The sequence below is a fragment of the Mesorhizobium sp. WSM3873 genome, assembly GCF_001672445.1.
GTDB lineage: Bacteria > Pseudomonadota > Alphaproteobacteria > Rhizobiales > Rhizobiaceae > Mesorhizobium.
This window is the reverse complement of record NZ_LYTM01000005.1, coordinates 21,979-43,493: the sequence shown is the minus strand read 5'-3', so window position 1 is coordinate 43,493 and position 21,515 is coordinate 21,979. Positions and strand designations below refer to the sequence as shown.

General features: G+C 62.1%; 17 protein-coding genes and 2 pseudogenes. 11 read left to right on the top strand and 8 right to left on the bottom strand.

Annotation, left to right across the window (positions count from 1 at the left end):
* Window positions 1-45 precede the first annotated feature (45 nt).
* The 3 genes from repA (at window position 46) to repC (ending at window position 3,620) form a co-directional block, all read left to right on the top strand.
* Complete coding sequence (gene repA / locus A9K71_RS04705) at window positions 46-1,227, top strand: plasmid partitioning protein RepA (RefSeq protein WP_066991080.1); 1,182 nt, start codon at window positions 46-48, stop codon at window positions 1,225-1,227.
* The gene (repB, locus tag A9K71_RS04700) at window positions 1,224-2,258 is read left to right on the top strand and encodes a plasmid partitioning protein RepB (protein WP_066991076.1); all 1,035 of its coding nucleotides are present in this window, start codon (window positions 1,224-1,226) and stop codon (window positions 2,256-2,258) included. Before repA ends, repB begins: the two co-directional genes overlap by 4 nt.
* A 156-nt stretch (window positions 2,259-2,414) precedes the next feature.
* On the top strand, window positions 2,415-3,620 hold the full coding sequence (repC, locus tag A9K71_RS04695) for a plasmid replication protein RepC (protein ID WP_066991398.1): 1,206 nt from the start codon (window positions 2,415-2,417) through the stop codon (window positions 3,618-3,620).
* Window positions 3,621-3,954: 334 nt separating this feature from the next.
* On the opposite strand, the gene A9K71_RS04690 is transcribed toward repC, so the two are convergent.
* A complete protein-coding gene (locus A9K71_RS04690) occupies window positions 3,955-5,124 on the bottom strand; it encodes a tyrosine-type recombinase/integrase (RefSeq protein ID WP_066991072.1) in 1,170 nt (389 codons plus the stop codon).
* 9 nt (window positions 5,125-5,133) lie between these two features.
* Window positions 5,134-6,231, bottom strand: coding sequence for a hypothetical protein (locus A9K71_RS04685; RefSeq protein ID WP_066991070.1), 1,098 nt, complete (start codon window positions 6,229-6,231; stop codon window positions 5,134-5,136).
* A 228-nt stretch (window positions 6,232-6,459) separates the two neighbouring features.
* Here A9K71_RS04685 and A9K71_RS04680 point away from each other — a divergent pair, with 228 nt between their 5' ends.
* The 3 genes from A9K71_RS04680 to A9K71_RS04670 are packed head-to-tail and all read left to right on the top strand — an operon-like array spanning window position 6,460 to window position 8,673.
* Window positions 6,460-7,752 (top strand): hypothetical protein, encoded by a 1,293-nt coding sequence (locus A9K71_RS04680; RefSeq protein WP_066991067.1) that lies wholly within the window; start codon window positions 6,460-6,462, stop codon window positions 7,750-7,752.
* Between the two features lie 4 nt (window positions 7,753-7,756).
* Complete coding sequence (locus A9K71_RS04675) at window positions 7,757-8,095, top strand: antitoxin Xre/MbcA/ParS toxin-binding domain-containing protein (protein ID WP_038655373.1); 339 nt, start codon at window positions 7,757-7,759, stop codon at window positions 8,093-8,095.
* A gap of 8 nt (window positions 8,096-8,103) precedes the next feature.
* A complete protein-coding gene (locus tag A9K71_RS04670; protein ID WP_066991064.1) occupies window positions 8,104-8,673 on the top strand; it encodes an RES family NAD+ phosphorylase in 570 nt (189 codons plus the stop codon).
* 31 nt (window positions 8,674-8,704) lie between these two features.
* Here the strand turns inward: A9K71_RS04670 and A9K71_RS04665 are convergent, their stop codons facing one another.
* The gene (locus A9K71_RS04665) at window positions 8,705-9,748 is read right to left on the bottom strand and encodes a tyrosine-type recombinase/integrase (RefSeq protein WP_245299519.1); all 1,044 of its coding nucleotides are present in this window, start codon (window positions 9,746-9,748) and stop codon (window positions 8,705-8,707) included.
* Window positions 9,749-10,025: 277 nt separating this feature from the next.
* Here A9K71_RS04665 and A9K71_RS04660 point away from each other — a divergent pair, with 277 nt between their 5' ends.
* Both A9K71_RS04660 and A9K71_RS04655 read left to right on the top strand, forming a co-directional pair.
* On the top strand, window positions 10,026-10,961 hold the full coding sequence (locus A9K71_RS04660) for a DUF1403 family protein (RefSeq protein WP_245299518.1): 936 nt from the start codon (window positions 10,026-10,028) through the stop codon (window positions 10,959-10,961).
* A 3-nt stretch (window positions 10,962-10,964) separates the two neighbouring features.
* Window positions 10,965-11,681, top strand: a complete 717-nt coding sequence (locus A9K71_RS04655) for an SMC-Scp complex subunit ScpB (RefSeq protein ID WP_066991058.1) — start codon at window positions 10,965-10,967, stop codon at window positions 11,679-11,681.
* 41 nt (window positions 11,682-11,722) lie between these two features.
* Here A9K71_RS04655 and A9K71_RS04650 read toward each other — a convergent pair whose 3' ends face one another.
* Complete coding sequence (locus tag A9K71_RS04650; protein ID WP_066991055.1) at window positions 11,723-12,238, bottom strand: hypothetical protein; 516 nt, start codon at window positions 12,236-12,238, stop codon at window positions 11,723-11,725.
* Between the two features lie 196 nt (window positions 12,239-12,434).
* Between A9K71_RS04650 and A9K71_RS32330 the strand changes: the two are divergent.
* Window positions 12,435-13,212 (top strand): annotated as a pseudogene (locus A9K71_RS32330) (transposase family protein); the annotation flags it as partial.
* Window positions 13,213-13,214: 2 nt separating this feature from the next.
* Window positions 13,215-13,367: pseudogene (locus A9K71_RS32325) on the top strand (helix-turn-helix domain-containing protein); the annotation flags it as partial.
* Between the two features lie 26 nt (window positions 13,368-13,393).
* On the opposite strand, the gene A9K71_RS32830 reads toward A9K71_RS32325, so the two are convergent.
* Together A9K71_RS32830 and A9K71_RS04640 are read right to left on the bottom strand one after the other, a co-directional pair.
* A complete protein-coding gene (locus A9K71_RS32830; protein WP_280940511.1) occupies window positions 13,394-13,519 on the bottom strand; it encodes a hypothetical protein in 126 nt (41 codons plus the stop codon).
* 110 nt (window positions 13,520-13,629) lie between these two features.
* Window positions 13,630-14,046 (bottom strand): HIT family protein, encoded by a 417-nt coding sequence (locus tag A9K71_RS04640; RefSeq protein ID WP_082980340.1) that lies wholly within the window; start codon window positions 14,044-14,046, stop codon window positions 13,630-13,632.
* A gap of 98 nt (window positions 14,047-14,144) precedes the next feature.
* Here A9K71_RS04640 and A9K71_RS04635 point away from each other — a divergent pair, with 98 nt between their 5' ends.
* Complete coding sequence (locus A9K71_RS04635) at window positions 14,145-14,900, top strand: hypothetical protein (protein WP_156752584.1); 756 nt, start codon at window positions 14,145-14,147, stop codon at window positions 14,898-14,900.
* 231 nt (window positions 14,901-15,131) lie between these two features.
* On the opposite strand, the gene A9K71_RS04630 is transcribed toward A9K71_RS04635, so the two are convergent.
* Window positions 15,132-16,271 (bottom strand): cysteine desulfurase family protein, encoded by a 1,140-nt coding sequence (locus A9K71_RS04630; RefSeq protein WP_066991050.1) that lies wholly within the window; start codon window positions 16,269-16,271, stop codon window positions 15,132-15,134.
* A gap of 5 nt (window positions 16,272-16,276) precedes the next feature.
* Window positions 16,277-21,514 carry an FtsK/SpoIIIE domain-containing protein gene (locus tag A9K71_RS04625; protein WP_066991047.1) on the bottom strand — a complete coding sequence of 1,746 codons (5,238 nt, stop codon included), beginning with the start codon at window positions 21,512-21,514 and terminating at the stop codon, window positions 16,277-16,279.
* Window position 21,515 lies beyond the last annotated feature (1 nt).

The window sequence follows — 21,515 nt, the reverse complement described above, 5'->3', positions numbered from 1 at the left end:
CCACAGTCGCTGTCAATAGGCGCTGGGTGCAAGAGGAGAATTTGGGTGACGCGGCATCTAAGCAGCCTTCAGTTCATGAATACCTTCTCGACGAAACTCGATAAGGCACTCAACAATCTTTCGCTGGCTCAGTATCCTCCTGACGCGGTTCGTACGATGCGCAAATTCACTTCGACGGAAGTGGCAGCATTGCTGGGAGTGACCGAAGCTTACATACGGCAGGTCTCCTTAAAAGGGCAGGGACCCGAGCCAGAAACAACGGCCACCGGGAAGCGCCTATATTCTGTGGAGCAGGTGCTGGACCTTCGGATGCACCTGGCGGAAAAGGCACGGAAGAAATGGATCAATCCTCGTCGTGTTGAAGGCGAGGATTGCCAGATCATCGCGATCACGAACTTCAAAGGCGGATCGTCCAAGACAGCGACCACTATTCACTTGGGTCATTGGTTGGCACTACGAGGATATCGCGTTCTCGCAGTCGACATGGATCCCCAAGCGTCGTTAACAAGTCTGCAAGGAGCGTTACCGGGATTTGACTACCGAGAAGGTGACACCCTTTACTCGGCGATTCGGTTTGATGATCCGGTGCCGACGGAAAAGATTGTACATCAGACTCATATCATCGGGTTCGACGTCATCTGCGCCGGCCTTGAGCTGACAGAATTCGAAACCGCCGTTACCCTTGAAATGCGCAAGAACGGTGGAACCAATTTTCTGCTTCGAGTGTCACAGGCCCTCGAACAGATCGTCGATCGCTACGATATCGTTCTTCTCGACTGTGCGCCGTCACTAAATTTCCTGACGCTTTCCTCGCTCACTGCCGCTACCGGGGTCCTAATCCCCGTTCCAGCGCACATGCTCGATGTCGACTCCACGGGCAAGTTTTTGGAGCTGGCTGCGTCTTATATGCAAATCCTGGATGAGGCCGGTGCCGGCGCGCGTTGGGATTTCGCAAAATTCCTCATCACAAAATTTGAGGCCAACGACCATCCGCAAGCCAATATGCAGGCGCTAATGCGTCAAGTGTTTGGCGAGGATCTACTGCTCAATTCCGTCTCCAAATCCACTGCGGTCGCGGACGCTCTTACTTGGAAGCAGAGCCTCTATGAGGTGCAACGATCGAGGTTCTCCGCACCTAAAACTTATGATCGTGCAATCGAATCCATCAATGCCGCGAACGCGGAAATAGAAAGCCTCATCACAATGGCATGGAGGCGTGAACAGTGAGCCGTAAAGACTCTAAGGGCATGTTTGCTGCTGTTTTGGGGCAACTCGGGGAGGAGAATTCGGAGGAGAATCTCAGCCGTCGCACGTCATCGCCGCACCTGATGAAGGTGGCGGCTGGTGTTCGCCAAATGCAAGAACGAAGCGATATCGCTGACAAGTTACTGAGGTCAGGCGAGCAAATCATTGAACTCGATCCCGACAAAATAAGGCCGTCATCTATCACCGATCGATATGATGACGCCTACGAGATTTCCGCCATTGCTGAAATCACAGAATCCATGCGGGAGCGCGGTCAAATTGTGCCTGGATTGGTTCGGCCAGTGCAAGGCAAGGATGGCGAGTTTCAAATCGTCTATGGTCGGAGGAGACTAGCGGCCGCCAAGCAGCTTGGGATCGCCTTCAAAGCGGCCGTCCGCGAGTTGAATGATGAACAAGCAGTTATTTTCCAAGGGGAAGAAAATACCGCTCGAGAGGATCTTTCATACATCGAAAAATGCGCTTTTGCGCTTGCGCAGCAGGAAGCAGGATACAAACGGGACACCATCTGCGCTTCGTTGTCGACAGGAAAATCGCACGTCTCCGAGATGATCAAAATCGCCTCCTCGGTCGACAAGGAGATACTGCAATCGATCGGTAAAGCTCCCGGGATAGGTCGAGGACGATGGCAGGAATTCTCAAACCGCTATTCCGTAGAAGGCTCACTCGCGAAAGCCTTCGATCTTACTCACAAAAACAAATTCCGCGAGGCAACGTCCGATGACAGATTCATTATGCTGCTTGAGACGCTGCCGGCGGGTACTAATGCGATCAAAGAACCTGCGGGTCCGGCCAAGCCATCAGAGCCCAAGATTGCTACGAAATCCTGGGCTGCTCCAGACAAAACGGTCAGCGTCCGCCTCAAAGACAATGGAAAAACTGCCGTGATCGCCGTGGGGGAGGCTGAAGGATCGCGCTTCGCAGCGTTTATCGCCGGACAACTGGACGACCTGTTTGAGGCCTTTCGCAAGTCCACCACGAAACAAGGAGTCTGAAACCGCAAAAGAAAAAGGCCCCCGAACGGCAAGCCGTGGAAGCCTCTCTCTGAACTAAGCACTCTGAGAATCGCATCTCCACGAATCACTGTCAAGAGTCATTGGCGTCGTTTTGGCGAGCAGATTTCTTTTGCCTAATTGAAGGCGAAGGAAGAAATGGAGACGGGTATTGCAACGACGCCCTTTGGGCGGCGGCCGATGTCGCTTGCCATGCTGGCAGCGCAGAACGAGTCACGTGAGATCCCGAAGGGCCGGGTCGTCGATAAATGGCAGATTTACCGCAACCTCTGCGAAGGCAAGAGCATCGTCGGCATCGGTGATCGTGCCCTAGCCGTGCTGAATGCGCTGCTATCTTTCTATCCTGACAGTGAGTTGAGTGAGGAGAACGGACTGATCGTCTTTCCCTCGAACGCTCAGCTGTCGCTCAGGGCGCACGGAATGCCCGATGCCACGCTCAGGCGGCACCTGGCGGCCCTTGTGGACTGCGGGCTGATCATCCGTCGGGACAGCCCGAACGGCAAGCGCTACGCGCGCAAGGGCAGAGGAGGGGATATCGAGGAAGCCTTTGGTTTTTCCCTGGCGCCGCTGCTGGCCCGTGCTTATGAGTTCGAGGCGGCGGCCGAGCGTGTTCGCGCCGACAACAGGGCGCTCAGGCTTATGCGCGAGCGGATTACCTTGCACCGGCGTGACATCCACAAGCTGATCGAGGCGGCCTATGACGAAGATGTCCCAGGTGACTGGGGAGGCCTGTGGAAGCGTTTCCGCCAGGTTGTGGAGGCTATTCCGCGCCGAGCCTGCATTGCCGAGCTCGAGCCTATCGTGGCCGAGCTGGCCTCCTTGCGTGATGATGTGGATAAGCTGCTGGCAATTCATATGAAATCCACGAATCCGAGCGGCAATGACTCTCAAAACGAGCGGCAGCAATCTAATTCAAATACCGACTCTATTTTTGAATTTGAACCTGCTTTCGAGAAAAGCGGGGCGACGGCCGAGCCACGGACGAGAACCGCAGAGCCCCCGAAAACCTATCCGCTGGGGCTTGTGCTGAAGGCCTGCCCCGAAATTGCCGACTACGCCGTCGATGGCATCGGCAATTGGCGCGATTTCATGATTACCGCCGCCCAGGTGCGGGGCTACCTTGGCGTCTCGCCGTCGGCGTATGAGGAGGCCTGCCATGCGATGGGCCAGGAAACCGCCGCGATCGTGATTGCCTGCATCCTGCGACGCGCTCAGCACATCAATTCCGCCGGCGGATACCTGCGCGTGCTGACTGACAAGGCCAGGGCAGGGGCGTTTTCGGTCGGACCGATGCTGATGGCGGCGCTGAAGGCGAACGGCGCCACGGCGAGGATGGCGGGGTGAGCACGGGGACGGTCTCAAGGGTCCGGTATGAAGCTGAAGGACCTGCATCGCGGCGCGAACGGCACTGGCGGAACTCCGCTTGTCCGGATAGTTTCCAAAGGCGGTCCTGGTCAATTCGATCCCGCGCCTCGACGCGCTTATCATCGATCTGCCGGGTCCGGATCCGAGGTTCGGTTTCCCGCGGTCAGTTGCCTTGGGATCTTGCACTTTGTGCCGGGGCATGGCCTTTGGTCTCGACATCTCCGTGCAGCGTAAGGGCGGGAGCTTGTTGCACGGCGCGTTCCGCGCGAAACGGCATGCGCGCGCCGCGAGCGACCTGCACCATCATCCGGATCTATATGATCACCCGCGCCGCCCGGCCGAGCGTCCGCTCCGCGTCATTGTAATAGTTCGAAGCCTGCTGGACCGAGTGGTGCTGCGACTGCTGCATGGCTTCCGGCAGCGGAATGCCGCGGCGGGCGGTTTCGGTGAGGTAGCCCGAGCGCAGGCCATGCGCGGAAAAGGCTTGCGGGTCGAGGCCTGCCTCAGCGATGCGGCGCTTCAGGATCAGGTTCACCGCCTGCGGCGTCAGGGCCCGCTTTTCGAGATTGCCCCAACGGTCGATGCCGCGGAACACGGCGCCTTCGCTGATGTTCGCACGCTCCAGCCACTCCCGCAGGACCCGCACCGGACCGCCGATCAGCACCACGAAGGCGTCGCTGTCGGCTTGTGTCGTCTTGGTCCGGCCGAGCCGGATCGACAGGCACGGCAGTTTTTCGCCGTGGGGAGCCTTGGGATCGGTGGGTACCGGCTCCTCTTCGACGATCTGCTCGACGCGCAGCGCCGAAATTTCGCTGCGACGCCGGCCGCCGGAGGCGAAGGCGGTGATGAGGATCGCGCGATCCCTGACGTCGACGAGACGGTCGCCGGCACAGGCCTTGAGCAGCACGGTCAAAATGTCGGCGGTCACGGCTTTCTTGCTCTTGCGGCCGCGCGGTCGGGCGCTGGCGCGCACGGCAAGCTTTACGGCGCTCTGCAGCCCCAGAGCGTTGAAGTTTCCTTTCAGTCCACGCCATTTAGTTAACGTCGACCAGCTCGACAGCCGCCTGCGAACCGTGCCGGGCGCGTGGGGACCGTCGACTCGCAGAAGCCCTGCCTCCTTAAGGGCGACCGTCACGTCGCCAGGCATGCCGTGCGCTGGATCGGTTTCGCGCCTGGCTCGATCCCATAGATGATGCGCGACGAACTTTAGCAACAGCGCTTCCGGCGCCGGCCAGGGCAGAGGCTCGCCCGTGGACGCCCGGCACCAAGCCTCGAGGTAGCCAAGGTCGGAAGCGAGCGCCCGCAGCGAATTATCGCCGATGCCTTCTTTTGCGAGATGACGCAGGGTTGCGACGTCGTCGTCGGTCAAAAGTTCGGCCAGAAAATCGCGCCGGTCGAATGGCAGCACCGAATCCAGCGCATCGAGCGCCTCCGCGCGGCGCAGTTTTTGGTCGGGTACGGGTTTTGGCAGGCGAAGATCCATGACGGCGGCTCAGAACAGATATTTTTTGTCGGCCCAGGCGAGCAGCACGGCGGCGTCTCGATCGGGCAAACGCACCCGTCCTTGGCGCAGGCCTTCAGCGATCGCATCGCCAACGTCCGGATCGACCCAGTGCCCGTGCGTCAAAAAAAAGAACCAGGCGAAGGGCAGGCCCACCTCGGCGTCGATCGCCTCGGTGCGCTCCATGAGCCGGTGCACCGAGATATTGACTCCCAACGCCAGCTTCCCGGCGGGCATTTTGAGCGGCCGCGGGATAAAACCGATCTCGCGCCGGCCGCGTTCCTCAAAGTCGTGGATGTCGAAGGCCCAATGGTCAAAAATCCGGTGGGCGCAAGCGCTCGACCGCTCCCAGTCGGCAAAAAAGCGGTTTTCGCGCGGTACGAAATCGAACCACCCGGGACTGGCTTCCAGGAACGGGATGTCTCGTGTGCCGGCGGGCCCTACCTCATGAAGGACGCTGTTCTCGAGCTCGGTTCGGCGCGCCTCCCGCTGCTCGCGTTCGACGTGGGCCCCGCGCGCCAGAAAACTGCGCATGTGAACGATGCCGCCGCCGGCGCGGCCGCGCAGCCGGTAGACTGGTCCTGCGAGCGGCTGCGCCTCGGCAGCGGAATCACGAGAAACCCAGGTCGGCTGCAAAAGATCGTCGGCGCTATAGGGGCGATAATCGGGATCGACTACGGGGCCGGCCAAAACCTCGATCTCGCGGCCGAGCGAGAGCTGGATAAAATCGGCGACGCCCGGACCGGTCGGCGCAAAGGCGAAGGCGCTGGCGCCGCGCCATTCGGCGAATTTTTCTCCGGGCTGGCGATGCCGGTTCCAGAAGGCGGTGAGATCGCCGTTGAGTTCGGCCAGCTCTTTTTCCACCCAGGCGCGATGGTCGCCGAGGCGGGTGCCATCGGCGGACAAGACGGTGCGGGCGTCGCCGCGCCAGTAAAAGTCGTCGACCGGCGCGGTCGAGAACGAAAAGCCTGGAAAGGCCTTGTTGAGGGCAGGGGCGAGCCCGGCGTCGGCCGCCTGCGCCTCCAGAGATGCGAGCACCGTTGCGACGGAAGCGGGGTCGGGCAGGCGGACGGGTTTTTGGTCGGACATGCCGGGCGCCCTCTCTCGCGCGGCGGAATGGCCGCGCCTTGCGTCATTCTCGGCCGCGCGGGACGTCGCCGGCGGCCATCCTGGGGCCGAAAATGACTGATTTGGGCGGCGAGATCAATCACTATCGATAAGCGGTCATTATCGATAGTGATTTAGTCAAAAGTTGCGTATCGATTTCACGATTGACATTCGTGAAATCAAAACGTAAATAGCAGCAGGAGCACGAAAATGAACGAGAACGTCGTCTACCTGCATGGCCAGCCGAAACCGGTCGGCCACTTTTTGCGCGTGGGAACCAGTGGTCACCGGCAACTCGAGACCCTTCTTGGGTCGGGAAAGATGATGGTTGATCGGGTCGTGGTGGAAGCGTCAGCGGCGCTGAGGCAACATGATCTTCTGACGGCCCTCACCGAGGTCGGCGGAGAACTGATCCTCGACACCAATGTCGCCGAGCTTTCGTCAATTGGCCGATTTGGTGGAGCGGCGAGGTCGGCGCCCTGGGCAAACCCCGAGAGCGTTCTGACACCCGACGATCTGCGACCAAACGCGAACCGGGACGTCATCGGCCAGATAGCCCGCTTTGCGGTGCGGCAGGGCTTTCATGCCGTACAGGCACCCGCGCATGTTCTTGAGGGCTCGACGGACCAGCTTCTTGCCCTTGATTGCGAGGCCACCGCCGCGCTGCGTCGGGCGCTCGATGCGGAAGGAGGGAAACACATCGGCATCGACTACCCGTTGATGATCAAGAACGCCTCCCTTCGCGATCCCGCCCAACGACGGGCGTTCATCACCGCGCTGAAGACTGTGCCGTTCGAAAATCTGTGGTTCCGGGTCTCGGGCTTTGGCGCCGACGCCACGCCGATGGGATTGCGACGGTACATCGCAGCCATGATGGACTTTCACAGGCTGGAGGTTCCTGTCGTCGCTGATGGAGTCGGTGGTCTTGTGGGTGTCGCCATTGCGGCCTTCGGTGCCGCCGGTGGAATTTGTCATGGCGTTGCCGAAAAGGAGCGCTTCGATGCCAGTGACTGGGGGAAGCCGCCTCAGACTGGCGGCGGAGGACGCGAGAAGCGGGTTCTGATCGGCGGCCTGGATCGCCTTCTCAGCGTGAAGCAGGTCGACGCGCTGATGGCTGCACAAGGAGCCAAACCTCTGCTGTGTTGCCACGATCGGTCATGTTGTCCGAATGGCCTGAGCGACACGTTGAAGGATCCGAAGGCGCACTATCTGCGCCAGCGCGCTCGCCAGATCCGGGAACTGTCAGCGGTACCCGACGCGCGACGTCCGCAGCATTTTCTTGAGAAGGAGCTGGCTGCCGCGGAACGGGTCGCGCGGTCGGCCGCGAAGCTCAAGATATCGGATGAAGGCTTGTCGGAGCTGCTGCAGCGCAGTAGCGACCGGCTGGAAAAGATGCATGCGGTCCTGGATGCCCTGAACGGCACGATTGCCGGCCAGCCAAGGGCTCCTGTCCCACCGCGGCGGCAGGGGAGGGGTGCGAGCCTAGCTTCGCACCGCAGGTAACAACATGAGCACAGCAGTAGCACGAATTCTGGACGATCTTCGGTCTCGGGGAGGCCTGCAGGGCAAGGACATCGCCAACATTGTCGATGTGTCGACCGCGACGGTATCGCGATGGTCGCATGGCAACGGCTCTCCAAATCTTCGAACCCAGACGGTTATTGCCGACCTGCGGTACGTTGTTGATCGCCTATCCGACTTTTACACCGCAGATGAAACAAGGCTTTGGCTGCATTCACGTCATCCCCTTCTCAACAACGAGCGCGCGATTGATCTCATCAATGCGGATCGTACCCAGGAAGTCCTGGCGGTGATCGAACGCCTCGACGCCGGCGCCTACATCTGAGGCGGCGCGTGGAGCGACGGGCGCGAGATCTCGAACTGCTTGATCTGCTTGATACGCACAAGGGCGTGTCATTCGAGGGGGATGTTTGGCGCATTGTCCGCGAGGAGCGCGAGCCGCTGCTTGGCTATCCAGCTGGGGCCCGTTGGGATCCGGGCTCGTTCGATGTGCTCTACACCTCTTTGGAGCGGGAAGGCTCCCTCGAGGAGATTCATTTTCACCTAAGCCGCCAACCTGTCTTTCCGTCAAAGATCCGGTCGGTCCTCCACAGGATATCGGTCCGCACTCAAAGGACGCTCCGGATCGCTAACTTGGCCGAATTGAAGGCGCTTGGCGTCACGCCTGAGACATACGGATCGCTGTCTTACGAGCGCACACAGGAAATCGGGGATGCGGCCGCTTTCTTGGGGTTCGACGGCATACTGGCGCCGAGCGCGCGCTGGCCGTGCCAAAACCTCATTGTTTTTACCGAGCGTTTCACGCCGGCGGACCTCAGCGTCGTCAGCTCGGAGCCCGTCGATTGGGACGACTGGAGAAGGCGAAGAGACGCCGAGCGACGACAACGCGGAGGCAAATCTTGATCTAGTAGGGCAGGGGAGGCGGACTTTTGTCTTACAGCCCGCTCGCCTTGGTGAGGTTCGTCCGGAACCGATCACGCCGGCGCTGATATTTGCGGGTCATTTCCGCCGACGCATGGCCGAGCTGCTTCTGCACATATCGCTCCTCGATCTCGGCCGACGAGGCGAGCCCGGACCGCAGCGAATGCCCGGCGAACAGCAGGCCGCGATCGGCGTCCGGCAGACCGGAGCGGATACCGGCGGCAAGCACCGTCTGCTTGACCAGGCGGGCGACGTGCTTGTCGTTGAGCCGCTCGACGTCAACGGTCTTGTTGTCCTTGAAGATGCGGCGGAAGAGAGGCCCCCGCGCGATGCGGCCGAACTTGATCCAGGTCTCGAGCGCGACCACGGGGCAGGTGTGGTCGCTGGAGCCGCGGCCGACCTCGACTTCGCGCCAGCGATCGCCCTTGCCGCGCAGTGTCACCAGCACGCCCTTGCCCGGAAGGATCTCGATCCAGCCAGCGCCGTCGCTGTTATCATCGCGCGTGACGTCGAGCCCAACGATCTCGGAGCGGCGCAGGCCGCCGGCGAAGCCGAGGAGGAGCATGGCGCGGTCGCGGAGACCCCTGAGATCGTGACCGAGCGTGGCGAGCATCGCGATGAGGTCGTCGCCGAGGACGGCTTCCTTCACGCGCGGTGGCCTGGTGTGCCTGCGGCGAATGCCGGCGAGCACGGTGGCGATGTGGCGATCGGCCCGGTCCATGGAGAGGCCGCGCTGCGTAAAATTCCAGGAAAGGCCGGAGAGTCGACGCTCGATGGTCGAAACGGACAGAGCCGGGGCACCGAGCTTGGCGCCGCCGGCGGCGCAGGCGCTGATATAGAGCCCGATCACCTTGGAATCCGGGGGCAGGGGATCGAAGCCGTTGCGCCGGCACCAGGACGAAAAATGCTTCCAATCCTTCGCGTAGGCGTCGCGGGTGCTCTCCGAGCTAGCGTTGTCGGCATACTCCCGGGCGGTCTCGACCAGATCCTCGACGTGTGCCGGTACGCGGGGTGTGGGCTGGCCCATCTCCATGACGAGGTCGACGATATCAGGCATCTCGCTCCCAAGAGGGTCGCCGTCGAGCGGATCCTCGGCCGGGAGATCGTTTCTGGCGGCTTTGGGCGGGGGATTTTCCATGATTTGCGAGCCTATCAGAATATGTCCGGTAATGGAACCTTATCGGACATAAAACGCTGTCGACAGGGGCGGCGGTTTGGCTTGAAACTGATTGTCAAAAGCGCCGCCATGAATCATGCTGCTGAGAATGATTCTTCGCCCCAGATCGTCCCCTCACCACGCGGTCCAGCCGCTCGGCGCGGCGCCGATCGGGCCCATGGCGACTGTGCCATCTTGGCTGCGCAGGGCAGTCGAGACGGCGCAAACCCTTGAGGATGCTGCGATTGCGTCCGGCGCCGTCCTCGGCGCGCTCGATGCTCTCGTGCGCCGGCAGGAGCGATGGGCCGGCGCCTGGCGGCAACGTCTGGCACTCGGCGCGGCCGCGGCGACGGTGCGCCAGGCGGGCCGCACCGAGGACGAGGCCGCGCTGCGCGACACCATGCTGCTCACCCGCCCGGGCGATGATGTCGGGCCCGCTGGCCGGACGTTTTTGGCCTGGCGCCGCCTGGCGGCGCGGCCTCCGGAACATCTGCTGACGGAGGCAGGCCTCACCGCCATGCATGAGGAACTTGGCCATGCCGGCGGCGACGAAGCCGTCACCGATCTGGTTGACGAGATCGGCCAGCTGTTTGCGGCAAAGGGGGTTGTCGAGATGCTGACCGGTGCTTTCGCGAGCGCCGGGCGCCATGGCTTCGGACGCTATTTGGGTTCGTGGCTCGCCGACGCCATGCTCGCGCAAAGATTGGGTTGGCCGCATGCGGTGCCGCTTCTGGGAGCGCAGCCTGCATCGGGCGGGAGCACGCGTGGCGTGCGAGTGAGAACAACCAGTCTGACGCAGAGGGATCAGGCGCCAGGCGGGGAGAGGGTGCAGGGCCTGCTCGTGGCTCAGGCGCGCGCAGCGCTGCGGGCGATCGACCTCTCGACCGAGCTCGGCCGCCGCGCCGAGCGGCTGCTCGCCGTCGCGCCGAAGCTGCGCGCGAAGGGTGCGGACCGTGTCGTCGAAAAGCTGCTGTCCGACGATGCGCTCGTGGCGTCGCAAGAAATCGCCGGGATGAGCGACCGCGGCCTGCGGCGCCTGTTCGACCGACTGGTCGATCTCGGCGCCGTGCGCGAGCTGTCCGGCCGCACCACGTTCCGCATCTACGGGCTTTAGGAAATGGCTGAAGCGGCGCGCAAGAGGCGAGGGCAGGGCCGGTCAGATGACCATCGATCAGGCGACCGCCTGTTCGATCGCGATCTCGACCACCTGCCGGCGGAGGTTCGCTGGCGCGAGTGGATGGCCAGAGTCGAAGCGACGATCTTCGCGGCCAGCGAGCCGGTGACACGTGACACCCTGGCGCGTATCGTCGGCAAGAGCTGCAACATCGATCTCATCATCGATGATATCCGCGAGGAACTGCGCGGCCGGCCCTACGATCTGGTGGCGGTCGCCGGCGGCTGGAAGCATTTGACGCGCTCTGCCTACGGCGACGCTATTCACGCGGCCTTGGGCACCGGCGAGCAGGGGCAAAAGAACCTTTCGCAGTCGGAGGTACTCGTGCTGTTGACGATCGCCTACTTCCAGCCGATCACCCGTGCCGAACTGTCCTCCTTCTTCGGCAAGGAAATCAGCCGCGACCTGATCGGCAATTTGCGCGGCTTCGGCCTGATCGCCTCAGGCCCACGCAGCCCGACCCCAGGCGCGCCATACACGTATGTCACGACCAAGGCGTTCCTGCTGCAGTTCGGGTTCGACACTCTGCGCGATCTCCCCGACATCGAAGCGCTTGAGGATGCAGGCCTGCTGTCGAAGGAGAAGCTGCTGGCGGGCGACATCATGCCGGGGTTTTCCAGTGACGGGGAAGAAGATGCGGGCGTTGCCGGTGATGAATAGCATGCCGATCACCAGGGATGGGTGATTCGCGGGCAGCAATCCTATCCGCGTGGGACCGCAGGAACACGGTGACGCTTCGTTTTGATCGCATCGTCAGTGGCGCGCGAATAGGCCTTGAGCAGTGCAGCAAGGTCGGCGCCGGTCGGGGGTGACCGCACAGACCTCGGCGATCCTTGATGCTTGTCCATGAAATCCGAGAAGTGCGCAATCAACCGGTCATGGCCGCCTGCAGCCAGGACGAGCCGACGCCGCCGGGCAACAGCATCGTCTTCATCTGTCATCAACCAGCTGACAGGCTTGTCCGCGAGCCATTCGAAGCAGCGGATGCGCGAGGACGTGGACAGGTTCGTGAGCGTCTTCCCCAATGAGACGCCTGCAACGATAGGCGCGCCCAGCAGGCGCGAAGTCAGGCCGCCGATCGTCATCGATCCCTTGGCCATCGCCACCCTGCAGATATCGTCGATCGACCGTTCCAGCCGTCGTGCCGACGTTTTGACGAAGACCTTCGATGCCGTGCGCAGATCGAAGGCGCATCGGGCGCAGAAGTGCTGCGGCATCAGTTCGGTCTGGTCGAAGGATGCAATCCCGCTTCGACAGGCGGGACATCGATCCCGAAAACCGCGACCATGCACGAAGCACGAGATGCGCGTCGCCAGCCGCCAGGGACGGCGAAAATACGGCACTTCGTCGCCGGCAAGGCACTGGGGACAATACTGCATCCAGGTCGAACGGTTCCGGCGGACGTTCTCGCGATACATCCATGCGGCACGCCCGCTCGATGTCTGCGAGATCGATCACACGCCCACCGACATCAACTTCGTGGAGGTCGTCGACGGCGGCGGAACGTTCATCGGCCGGGCATATCTCACGATCCTCACCGACGTGGCCACCCGCTGCATTCTTGGCTTTCTGCCTCACCCTCGAGAAGCCGTCGGCGCTGTCGGTCGCGCTCTGCCTGGCGCACGCCATGTGTCCTAGGGAGGCATGGTTGGCCGCGCGCGGCATCGAGCATGGATGGCCGATGTTCGGTCGACCACGGTCGCTCGTCACCGACTCAGCCAAGGAGTTCAAAGGGAATGCCTTCCAGCGCGGGTGCGAGGACCACGGCATTCGGATCCACTACCGGGATCGCGGCCGCGTCCACCAGGGCGGCGTGGTCGAAAGGCTGCTCGGAAAGCTCAACGCCGTTCTTGCGACGCAGCCCGGCTCTACGGGCAGATCCGTGGCTGACCGCGACGAATATCCCGCAGAGCGCCGAGTCCGTCTCTGCTTCGCCGATCTGGAGCGATGCGTCGCGCTCGCGGTGATCGACCATAACCTTCAGCAAAACGCGAGGACACTGAAGGTGCCGGCGACAGAATGGAACCGGCTGGCGCACGATTTGCCCCGCTTCGACGATGATCTATACGGGTCTTGCTGGCATTCATGCCTGGGATGGAGAGGCGCATCTCGCCGCAGGGCGTCAGCATGTTCGCGTTGGACTATTTTTCACCGTGGCTGGGCAGCCTGCGTCCCGCAGCGGGACCGGCTCGCGTCGAGCTGGTGCTGGCGCGGCCGCTGGTGTCGACGGCGATGGTCCAGAAGGAACTGGATGTCAGCCGCCAGGGGGCGGTCGGTCTCGTCGGCGAATTGAATTTGCGGGAGATCACCGGAAGAAAGCGGTACCAAGGTTGGGGGATTACGTGATCAAATCACCGGTTCGCTTTTACGCCTCAGGCTGCGCGATTAGCAGCATCGTCAAGGATCCGCGTTGATTTCATGACGTGCTCAGACACCGGCGGCTTGCCGAAAATCATCGCTGTCGTGTTGGCGTAGTCACGGCGCAGCGCGTCGACCATTCCAGCAACTGGGGCGATGGCGAATGACCCTGGCTGAAGGGCGCGGGGAGGTGAAGGTTGTTGGTACGCACCGATGATTGGTGTCGCAAATGACGCATGGCGGCCGACGGCTACGACTTTCTAAGATAGTCGCCCTTGCCGGGGAAGATGTTCCTGACACCGCCCACTGGATCGGTAACGTCGCCAGGGTAGCGCGGTATTAAATGAAAATGCAGCTGCTCGACTGTCTGGCCCGCAATCGGTCCCTCATTGACGCCAATATTGAATCCTTGGGCACCGTTCTCGCTGGCCAGTTTTCGTTTTTGCAACTCGATGAGTTCGAAGCAGGCCAGCAGCTCTTCTGGTGAAAGCTCGGCTGTCGAAGTCGTCCGCCGCTTGGGAACCACAAGGGTATGACCCTCGCTTACCGGGTATGCATCGGCGATCGCAAAGGCGAGACTGTTCTCCCCGATCCATCGCCGCCTATCGTGGAAGCGCGATACCAGCTCCGAAATACTGCCGGCCGCGTTGTCAGCCTGCTCCGTCATCGCTTTTCTTTCTGTGTCTTCAAAACCGTACCATAGGATAGAGCTTGCTTGGGGCAACTTGTTGCGCGAAATGTAGGGCGAAGGTGGGGGGACGACTCGTGGGCACGCAGGAAAAAGCACTATCATTGAGTGAGATCGAGAACGAGAATCTGAAATGGATCTCGGAACATTATTTGCGCGGCGTCTATACACTCCTCAATAGTAATCGTGTCTACCTCAACCAGGGGATTACGTGGTCGATCGGCATCATAACCGCTGCCGTACTCTTCAGCGTGACGTACCTTTCTCCGCTGCAAGTGCACCCGACCGACGCTGGCGGCACCTCACAGCGCCTTGGAATTGCCGGGATACTCCAGAACGTATCCGACGCAGACGTGCTTCTCTTGATGGCCGTGTTGGCCGTCTCGTTCGCGTTTGTGTCTAACTTCATGTCGCGGTCCATCAAGGGCTACGTTAACCTAATGCGCTACGCAGGGCTCTATTCCGCATGTATCCGCATGGCCTCAGGCACCGGGGATCGCACTCCCGCCGGGCTGAAACAACTTGTGGCTGATATCAACAAGTACGATGTCAATTTCGCCCCATCCCTGACCCTGCGCCGGGCGCTTGCCAAAATGCTGACCGAACTTGGCTACGGACTGTTTTTCGCAATTATCGGCGTACTGCAATTTGCTGCCACACTCGTCTGGCTTCGCCTGCCGCCATCTCCGTTCGCGCCGCTCTTTTGGGTCGCTTTGGCAATGGGGCCTGTCTGGTTCGTCGTCGAGCTGATTTTCCTGCGCTGGCTCTCAAGCTATTTCCGCTACCGCGGGGACGGCGCGCGGGGCTGGCCAGAAGCTGAACGGCTCAAATAGAGGGCATCGCGCTGAGAGTACGCTCAGCAACGACAAGGCCGGGGTCAGAACAAGAGCTTCTCATTCACGGCGTTCCCTTTGGGTACCCGACGCCACGATTTTGACGTTGCCACAGAAGCAACCGCCGGCGAACGGCTCCATGGTGCGCGTCCTCTGAGTTTGCGCGGCCGTGTCGTTTACAATTACCTGAGACGGTCGGAGATGCACGCGGCGGGCGCAGCCTGGATCGCATCATTGAGTAGAGCGTAGCAATGGCTCGATCGCCGTTATAGTTCGATCAACCTCGTCCTGGGTCGTTTTGACTGAGAGGCTGAAACGCAGAGTAGCGCGCGCATCGTCGAGCGACACACCCATCGCCGTCAGCACGTGCGAGGGCGCGGTAGCGCCCGCCCTGCAGGCCGACCCGGTGGCGATGCAGATGCCGCCCAGGGCGAGCTGCTCTGTGACTTCGTCAGCCATGACACCGGGAAAGGCAATCGAACTTGTGTTGGGCAGGCGCACCGCCGAGCGGGAATGAATTATCGCATCGGGTCTCAAGGCCAAAAGTCGCGCCTCGAGCTGATCGCGCAGTTGGGCCACCTTTGCCATTTCGGAAAGCCCAAGTGCGGCCAGGCGCGCTGCCACCGCCAGTCCGGCCGCCCCCGGCACGTTCGACGTCCCACCACGAAGGCCCTTCTCCTGCTCGCCCGAAATCAGCGCATTGATCGCCACACCGTCGCGCATGAACAGCCCGCCAATGCCTTTGGGGCCGTGGAATTTATGAGCAGAGAAGGAGAGGAGGTCGACCTCCGCGAGCGCGTTGGCAAGATCGATCGGAATGCGGCCCACCGCCTGGGTGGCGTCGGTGTGAAGCAAAGCCGCCGGCGACAGTTCCCGGACTAGCGTGGCAATGGCGGCGAGCGGCTGGATTGCGCCGGTTTCGTTGTTGGCGAGCTGGATCGAGACGAGACGCGTCTCTGGCCGAAGTGCGGTGGCTAGGCTCTCCCGGTCAACCAGACCATGCTCATTGACCGGCAGAACATCGATCTTCTGCCCGCGCGCCTGGGCTGATCGCGCGGCAGTCAGGATCGACGAATGTTCGCTGGCGCAGGTCACCGCGTGCGATGCCGGTCCGAGGGCGCCGAACATGATCCAGCTATTGGCCTCGCTCGCTCCTGAGGTGAGAACGATCTGATCGGCATCGGCCGCGCCGCCAAGAAGATCGAGCATCGCGATACGCGCTTTGTCGAGCGGACGCGACGCTCCGAGAAGCTCGCCGGCAGTCGAGGAAGCGTTGAGAAACAATGTCTCCTGATAATAACGCATCTCCTGCACCACCTCAGGGTGGGGGCGAGTGGTCGCATTATTGTCTAGATAGGCGCTGATTTCCATGCGCGTCAGCCTAGATCACGCACCAGCGCCGCCACGAGCTGCTGGAGACGATCGGTGTCGATAAACGGGACTTGGGCATAGATCGGCGTGGTCCCGCCACCGATGATTGCGGCGAGATGGCCCTTCCCGAGCAGGCGCTCGGCCCCACCATTCTTAATGCCGAGGGAGAGATCCGAGGTGCCGGCACTATCCACCCGCAGGATGAGCCGGTTTCCTAGGTTGCTTCGCAGCTGCATCGGGAAGACGCTGGCGTCGGGGCGCTGTGCTGCGAAGATCAGATAGATGCCCGCCGCACGCGCCTTAACACCGAGGCGGTTAACCGCTGCTTCCACGCGCGCGCGGTAGCTGTCGAGTTGCATCCAGTCGGCGAACTCGTCGTGGATCAGCCAGATGAGCGGCAAAGGCTCGCTCGCCGCCTTGTTGTACGCGGCGAGATTTGAGGCCCGCGCTTCCTTGAACAGCGAATAGCGGCGCTGCATTTCGACCACTAGCGCATCGAGGCGGGTGAGCGCGTCCTCTTCCCGATCGATGATTGACCCATCGAGATGCGGAAGCGTTTCGAAAGCGAAATAATCAACCCCGGCCTTGGGATCGATGAGGATGATGCGGGATTGATCGGGGCGGTTGGTGGCAGCGATCCCGAGGATGATGTTTTGGACGAGGATCGACTTACCGCTGCCGGTGCTACCGGCCACCAGCGTATGTGGCGCGGGCTCGGGTTCGAGAAACAATGGACTCCCGTCATCCTCCTTGACAGCGATCAGCAGCCTTGCATTGGCGGCACCTTTATGCGTCTCCCAGCCAGCCCAGACCTCGGGCAGACCGAGCGTCATCCTATGCGGTCGCTTGATCGAGACCACCACGAACCCCGGTTCGGCGCGCACGCCGATCAACTCGAGACCATGCGTCGACTCAAGCTCTTCGCGTTTATTCTCGACCTTCGCCACGGTGAGATCGTCCGAACCTCGGAACCGAAGAAGCGCTGCGTTGGGGGTCAGGACCTGTTGCTCGAGCCGAGCTGACATGCCGTAGCGCAACAGCGCTGCGCGGCAGCGCTGCGCCGTATCCTCCAGCCACAGCATGTCGCTCTCCTGCGACGGCCGGTCCTGTGCCCAGAGTTCGAGCAATGCCCTGAAGCCAAGCGAGGGTTGCGATCTTTGGGTCGCATCCGATCCAGGCGTGGGATCCGGAACGGGGGCGGGGGCGGGCGCGTCTGATGCCTGACCGCTTCCGAACGGAATGACGGGCTCAGTAGGCTCGCTAGCGTCGGCGCGATTCGGAGCCGCCGGCATCTGCGGCGGCCGGCGCTCGAGAGTTTCGCCGAGCAAAATTGCGCCAAGTTGCTGGCGGAGGGGTGTGGGATCGCGATTGTCGGTATACATCCGCACGATCTCGCGGACCGTGGCGGGGGCAAATCGCTCCTGATAGCCCGATTGCGTGCCCTCCACGCCGATCATGTGATCGGCAGAGCCGATCTCAGCGTCGCCAAGGCCGTGGCTGAAGACATGGCTGTAGCCGGCCACTCGGATTGTGCATTGGCCGTCGCGGATCGCCGTGCGCCAGCTCGGGTCGACGCTGGTGCCGTCGCGCTGCGCGTCCTGTAGCATCTCAGCCAGCCGCGCGCGCCAGATCGCAGCGTCGGCCGGCTCGCCTTCGACCGACAGCGCCTTTTCGAAGCGTCGCAGACTAGCCTTGAGCTGGACCTGACTGTGATCGGCCTTGTCGCGCAGCTTGGTCGTGGAGACAAATTTGGCCTCGGTGACGATAACGTCAAGGAAGCGGTTGCCGTCGATATCGGTCGAGGGAGCGAGGCACAGCAGATCGGCCATGCGGCCTTCCACTTGGCCGAGCCAGCTCGCATAATCGTCGAGGAACAACCATGCCCGCGGCCGGTCGCCAAGCTCGTGATCCACCAGATATTTGCTGAGGACCACGCCGATGAGCTCGCCCGCGCTGGTCCCGCGCCGCGCCGCGCGCAGGACGATATCCCCCGATACGGAATTAGCGTCATTGATGAGCCTGCCGGCAAGCACGCCGGCGGTTTCGGCATCATAGCTGGCATCGAGACTGCGCAGGCGGCTACATAAGGTTGCGCGGAGCAGCGTATCGGACGCCTTTGACGAGATGATCAGCGAGCGATTGCTGCCTGCGGCATGCTTGTAGCGGATGACCGAGATACCGCTGTTGAGAAGCTGGCGCCGGTCGAGCAGGTCGTCGAAATTGACGACCCAAGTGCCGAGGCGATGCGTTTCGTCGAGCACTTGCCGGGTTTCGTCAGACTGGAGCACCGTGCGCCGATCCGGCACGCGGCAGAAGCCGCGCTCGCGCGCGGCAAGCGCCAGCCCTGCGTCGGCGAGCACCGCCAGCCCATCGAGATAGTTCCAGGCCGCCGGGGTTTGCGCAGGGCAGGTGAGATGCAGCACCGCATCGCGGTCGAAACGCCCTATTGCCTTGCGTCGCGACCATTGCGCTGGGTCGATGTCGATCGCAGGTCGTTCGATCCGTGGCACGTCCGACCAGCCGAGCTCGGCCTGGCGCGAGATCACGTCGTGGCAGAAGACGATATCAAACGGCGGCCCATCGCTGCTCGGTGACGGGCGTTGCTCGTTGACCAGGATCGAGATGCGCAGCCGCGACATGAAATCGCGTGCTGCTTCGCTCGCGTGCAGTCCGTCCTGTTGGAGTTCGCGGTGGACGAGCTGCTGGTACAGCGCGCGAAGCTGTCTACCGTCGGTGTGCCTCAATACCACTTGGCACATCGCCTCTTCGCCTTCCTTCTCGGCATCCTTCCGAACGGCATCTACCACCGCCTGGGGCAAGGCAGCGGCGTCGCAATTGAACAACACGATCGACAGATTATCGCGTTCGTGTGGTTGGAGCTGGAGATAGACCTGCGCGAGGTCGGCAATCTGCCGCGCGGTGGGGAGCACATTCTCGTTACTTGGCGCATCGGCGCCGGCGCGCGTAACCGGGCGTTCGAGCAGCGAATAGCCATGGAGCGCATCCACCTCGCTGATGAGCACGGGCTGAGCGCTCGGCCAGGTCATGGTGAGATCGGGGCGCGCGGGATTGTGCAGGTTGCGCGAAAGCTCCTCGAAGAACAGCGTGCCGCCGTCGGCGAATTCAGGCGCCTGCGGAGCAAACAGCGCCTCGAGCGCACGACGAAACTTTGCGAGCTGAGCGTGGAGCGCTTCGAGGCGCAACGGATGCCACGGGCATAAAATGACCGACGAGCGAGCGCTGGTCATCCCCTGGATCGGTGCCACACCGATCTCGAACAAGGGTCGAAGCAGCCCTTCCACCACGATGGGGTGAGTGGCAAGGCGCACGCAAACGGCTTCGATGAGCGCGCCGTAGGCCTGCGCCTGATCAGTCAGCGACGGCGACCTGACGCCGAGAGAAGTCCAGTCGGCAAGCGCGCCTTCATAAGCCTTTTCAAAGGCATCGAACGCGCTGGCGAGCTGGTCAGCGGCGTCCATCTCGAGTACACCGGCTTTGCGCGCCTCGCCGAGCGCCCGGCGCCAGTTCAGCGCAAGCGATTCACAACGCGAACTCACCGGCACGAATGACCCGCGATTGCGTTGGGCAGCCGGGTCGAGCCCCGAGAGGTCGCGCAGATTGATCCCGACTTGGCTGGCGCGGGCGCGATGCCGATAGCCGGCCGAGCACCGTACGAGCGTAGTGCGCGCCCTGTTGTCCTGCAAGCGCTCGAGGTCGCTCGCAAGGCCGACACCCACCGCGTCGAGCGATCCTTCCCATACCAGCCGGACTGAGGCGCCGCTGCTGCCGTCTTCCTCCACGCGCACTTTGAAACGCAGCTGCCGGGCCTTGCGCGCGGTGCTCTGCGCGCCACGCCGTCGGCCGGCGATCTCCTCGGCGAAACTATCATGGCGAAACGCGAGCACGCGCTTAAAGCTCACCAAGCCTTCGAGCGCAGCTTCGAGCCCGCGATAGCGGGCGGCGAACATCGCACAGATATCCTCATTGAGCGAAAGAAAAGCTCGCTTCTCGTCCTCCACTGCTTCAACAACGAGCGTCTGCCGGCCGGGGGCGGCCGGGCGATAGAGCCGGCGCACGCATTGGAGCAGCCCCTCGACAATGTCAGTGCAGGGGACTTCAGGGCCGAAAATGAAGCGATCCCACAAGGCAGCGAGCCTTGGCTCCTGACGGATCTCGACAATGTGGTCGCTGTAGAATTCCTCATCGCGCTCATCCTTACTGGGGTTCCGGCCGCGCTCATCTGCGAGCTCATCAAGATAACGCCACTCGTTTTGGGTTAGCCGGTCTTCACGCGCGAGTTTGTAGAAGGCACGGGTCTCGGTGCCGATCGACTTGGCGTCGGCACGCTGCGCTTCCTCGAAAAACAGCCGGACATCGGGCCAGTCGAGTTCGAATGGAGCGAAAGAAGCAGGACCGATGCCCGGCGGCGCCTCGATATAGGCGGCGAGCACAGCATAGACGTCGCCGGGCAAGATCGAGGCCATGCTGTCGAGTTTCTCGCGCAGCCGCGTGGTAGAAAAAGGGGTCTGGCTTTGGTCCCGCTTGTAAACGTAGCAATCGCGCTTCCAATGCGCGACGAAGCGCGCGCGCCACTGCGAATAATGGCCGCGTCGCGCCGGCGAAATATCGTCGAATAGCTGGTCGAAGCGTGGAAGATGCAATTTGGGGAGCGCGCTGCCGAGCGCTGCAGGCAAGGGAGTGCCGGCGTCGAGATTGGCCGCCACGGCCACGAGATAGTCAGCCAGCTGGCGCATCGATACGCGGTCGAGTTCCACCAGCGCTTTAATTGCGGCACGCCATTGTATCGCGCGATCGTCGTCGAGAATCTCGGCGGCTGCGCCGCTATGCCCAAACCAGAGGTCGAGATGGTCGAGCGAAAGCAGGGTGCCCGCATCGATCGGCTCCACCTGCGAAAGAGACTGTGCCTGCGATTCATCAAGCAGTGCGAGCAGCCGCGCTTCCTTGTCGCATTCGGCGTGGCGCAGATCGGTGGTGTTAATCTCGGTGAGATGCTCGGGCGCGATGCCCTTGATATCGGCAAAGGCATAAGCCGGGAGACAAATGTCGAGCCGCTGGCAAAGGCCCTTGTCCTCCTGTATGGCAAGGACGATCGCCGCCATCTCGCTGGGCTCGATGCCGTAGAGAACATAGCGCGCAGTGCCGCGATCCTGCAGCGCTCGATCGATTCCTGTGCGGATGATGTCGCGACCCACGCGGCCGATGAGGGTCAAACCATCGATCACA

Coding starts and splice junctions, on each gene's coding strand:
- A9K71_RS04640 (WP_082980340.1), bottom strand. CDS start 14,046: ATGACGGAGCAGGCTGACAACGCGGCCGGCAGTATTTCGGAGCTGGTA.
- A9K71_RS04650 (WP_066991055.1), bottom strand. CDS start 12,238: ATGCCGCAGCACTTCTGCGCCCGATGCGCCTTCGATCTGCGCACGGCA.
- A9K71_RS04680 (WP_066991067.1), top strand. CDS start 6,460: ATGAACGAGAACGTCGTCTACCTGCATGGCCAGCCGAAACCGGTCGGC.
- A9K71_RS04630 (WP_066991050.1), bottom strand. CDS start 16,271: ATGGAAATCAGCGCCTATCTAGACAATAATGCGACCACTCGCCCCCAC.
- A9K71_RS04675 (WP_038655373.1), top strand. CDS start 7,757: ATGAGCACAGCAGTAGCACGAATTCTGGACGATCTTCGGTCTCGGGGA.
- A9K71_RS04655 (WP_066991058.1), top strand. CDS start 10,965: ATGGCTGAAGCGGCGCGCAAGAGGCGAGGGCAGGGCCGGTCAGATGAC.
- A9K71_RS04660 (WP_245299518.1), top strand. CDS start 10,026: ATGGCGACTGTGCCATCTTGGCTGCGCAGGGCAGTCGAGACGGCGCAA.
- A9K71_RS32830 (WP_280940511.1), bottom strand. CDS start 13,519: ATGGTCGACGCGCTGCGCCGTGACTACGCCAACACGACAGCGATGATT.
- A9K71_RS04690 (WP_066991072.1), bottom strand. CDS start 5,124: ATGGATCTTCGCCTGCCAAAACCCGTACCCGACCAAAAACTGCGCCGC.
- repC (WP_066991398.1), top strand. CDS start 2,415: ATGGAGACGGGTATTGCAACGACGCCCTTTGGGCGGCGGCCGATGTCG.
- A9K71_RS04685 (WP_066991070.1), bottom strand. CDS start 6,231: ATGTCCGACCAAAAACCCGTCCGCCTGCCCGACCCCGCTTCCGTCGCA.
- A9K71_RS04665 (WP_245299519.1), bottom strand. CDS start 9,748: ATGCCTGATATCGTCGACCTCGTCATGGAGATGGGCCAGCCCACACCC.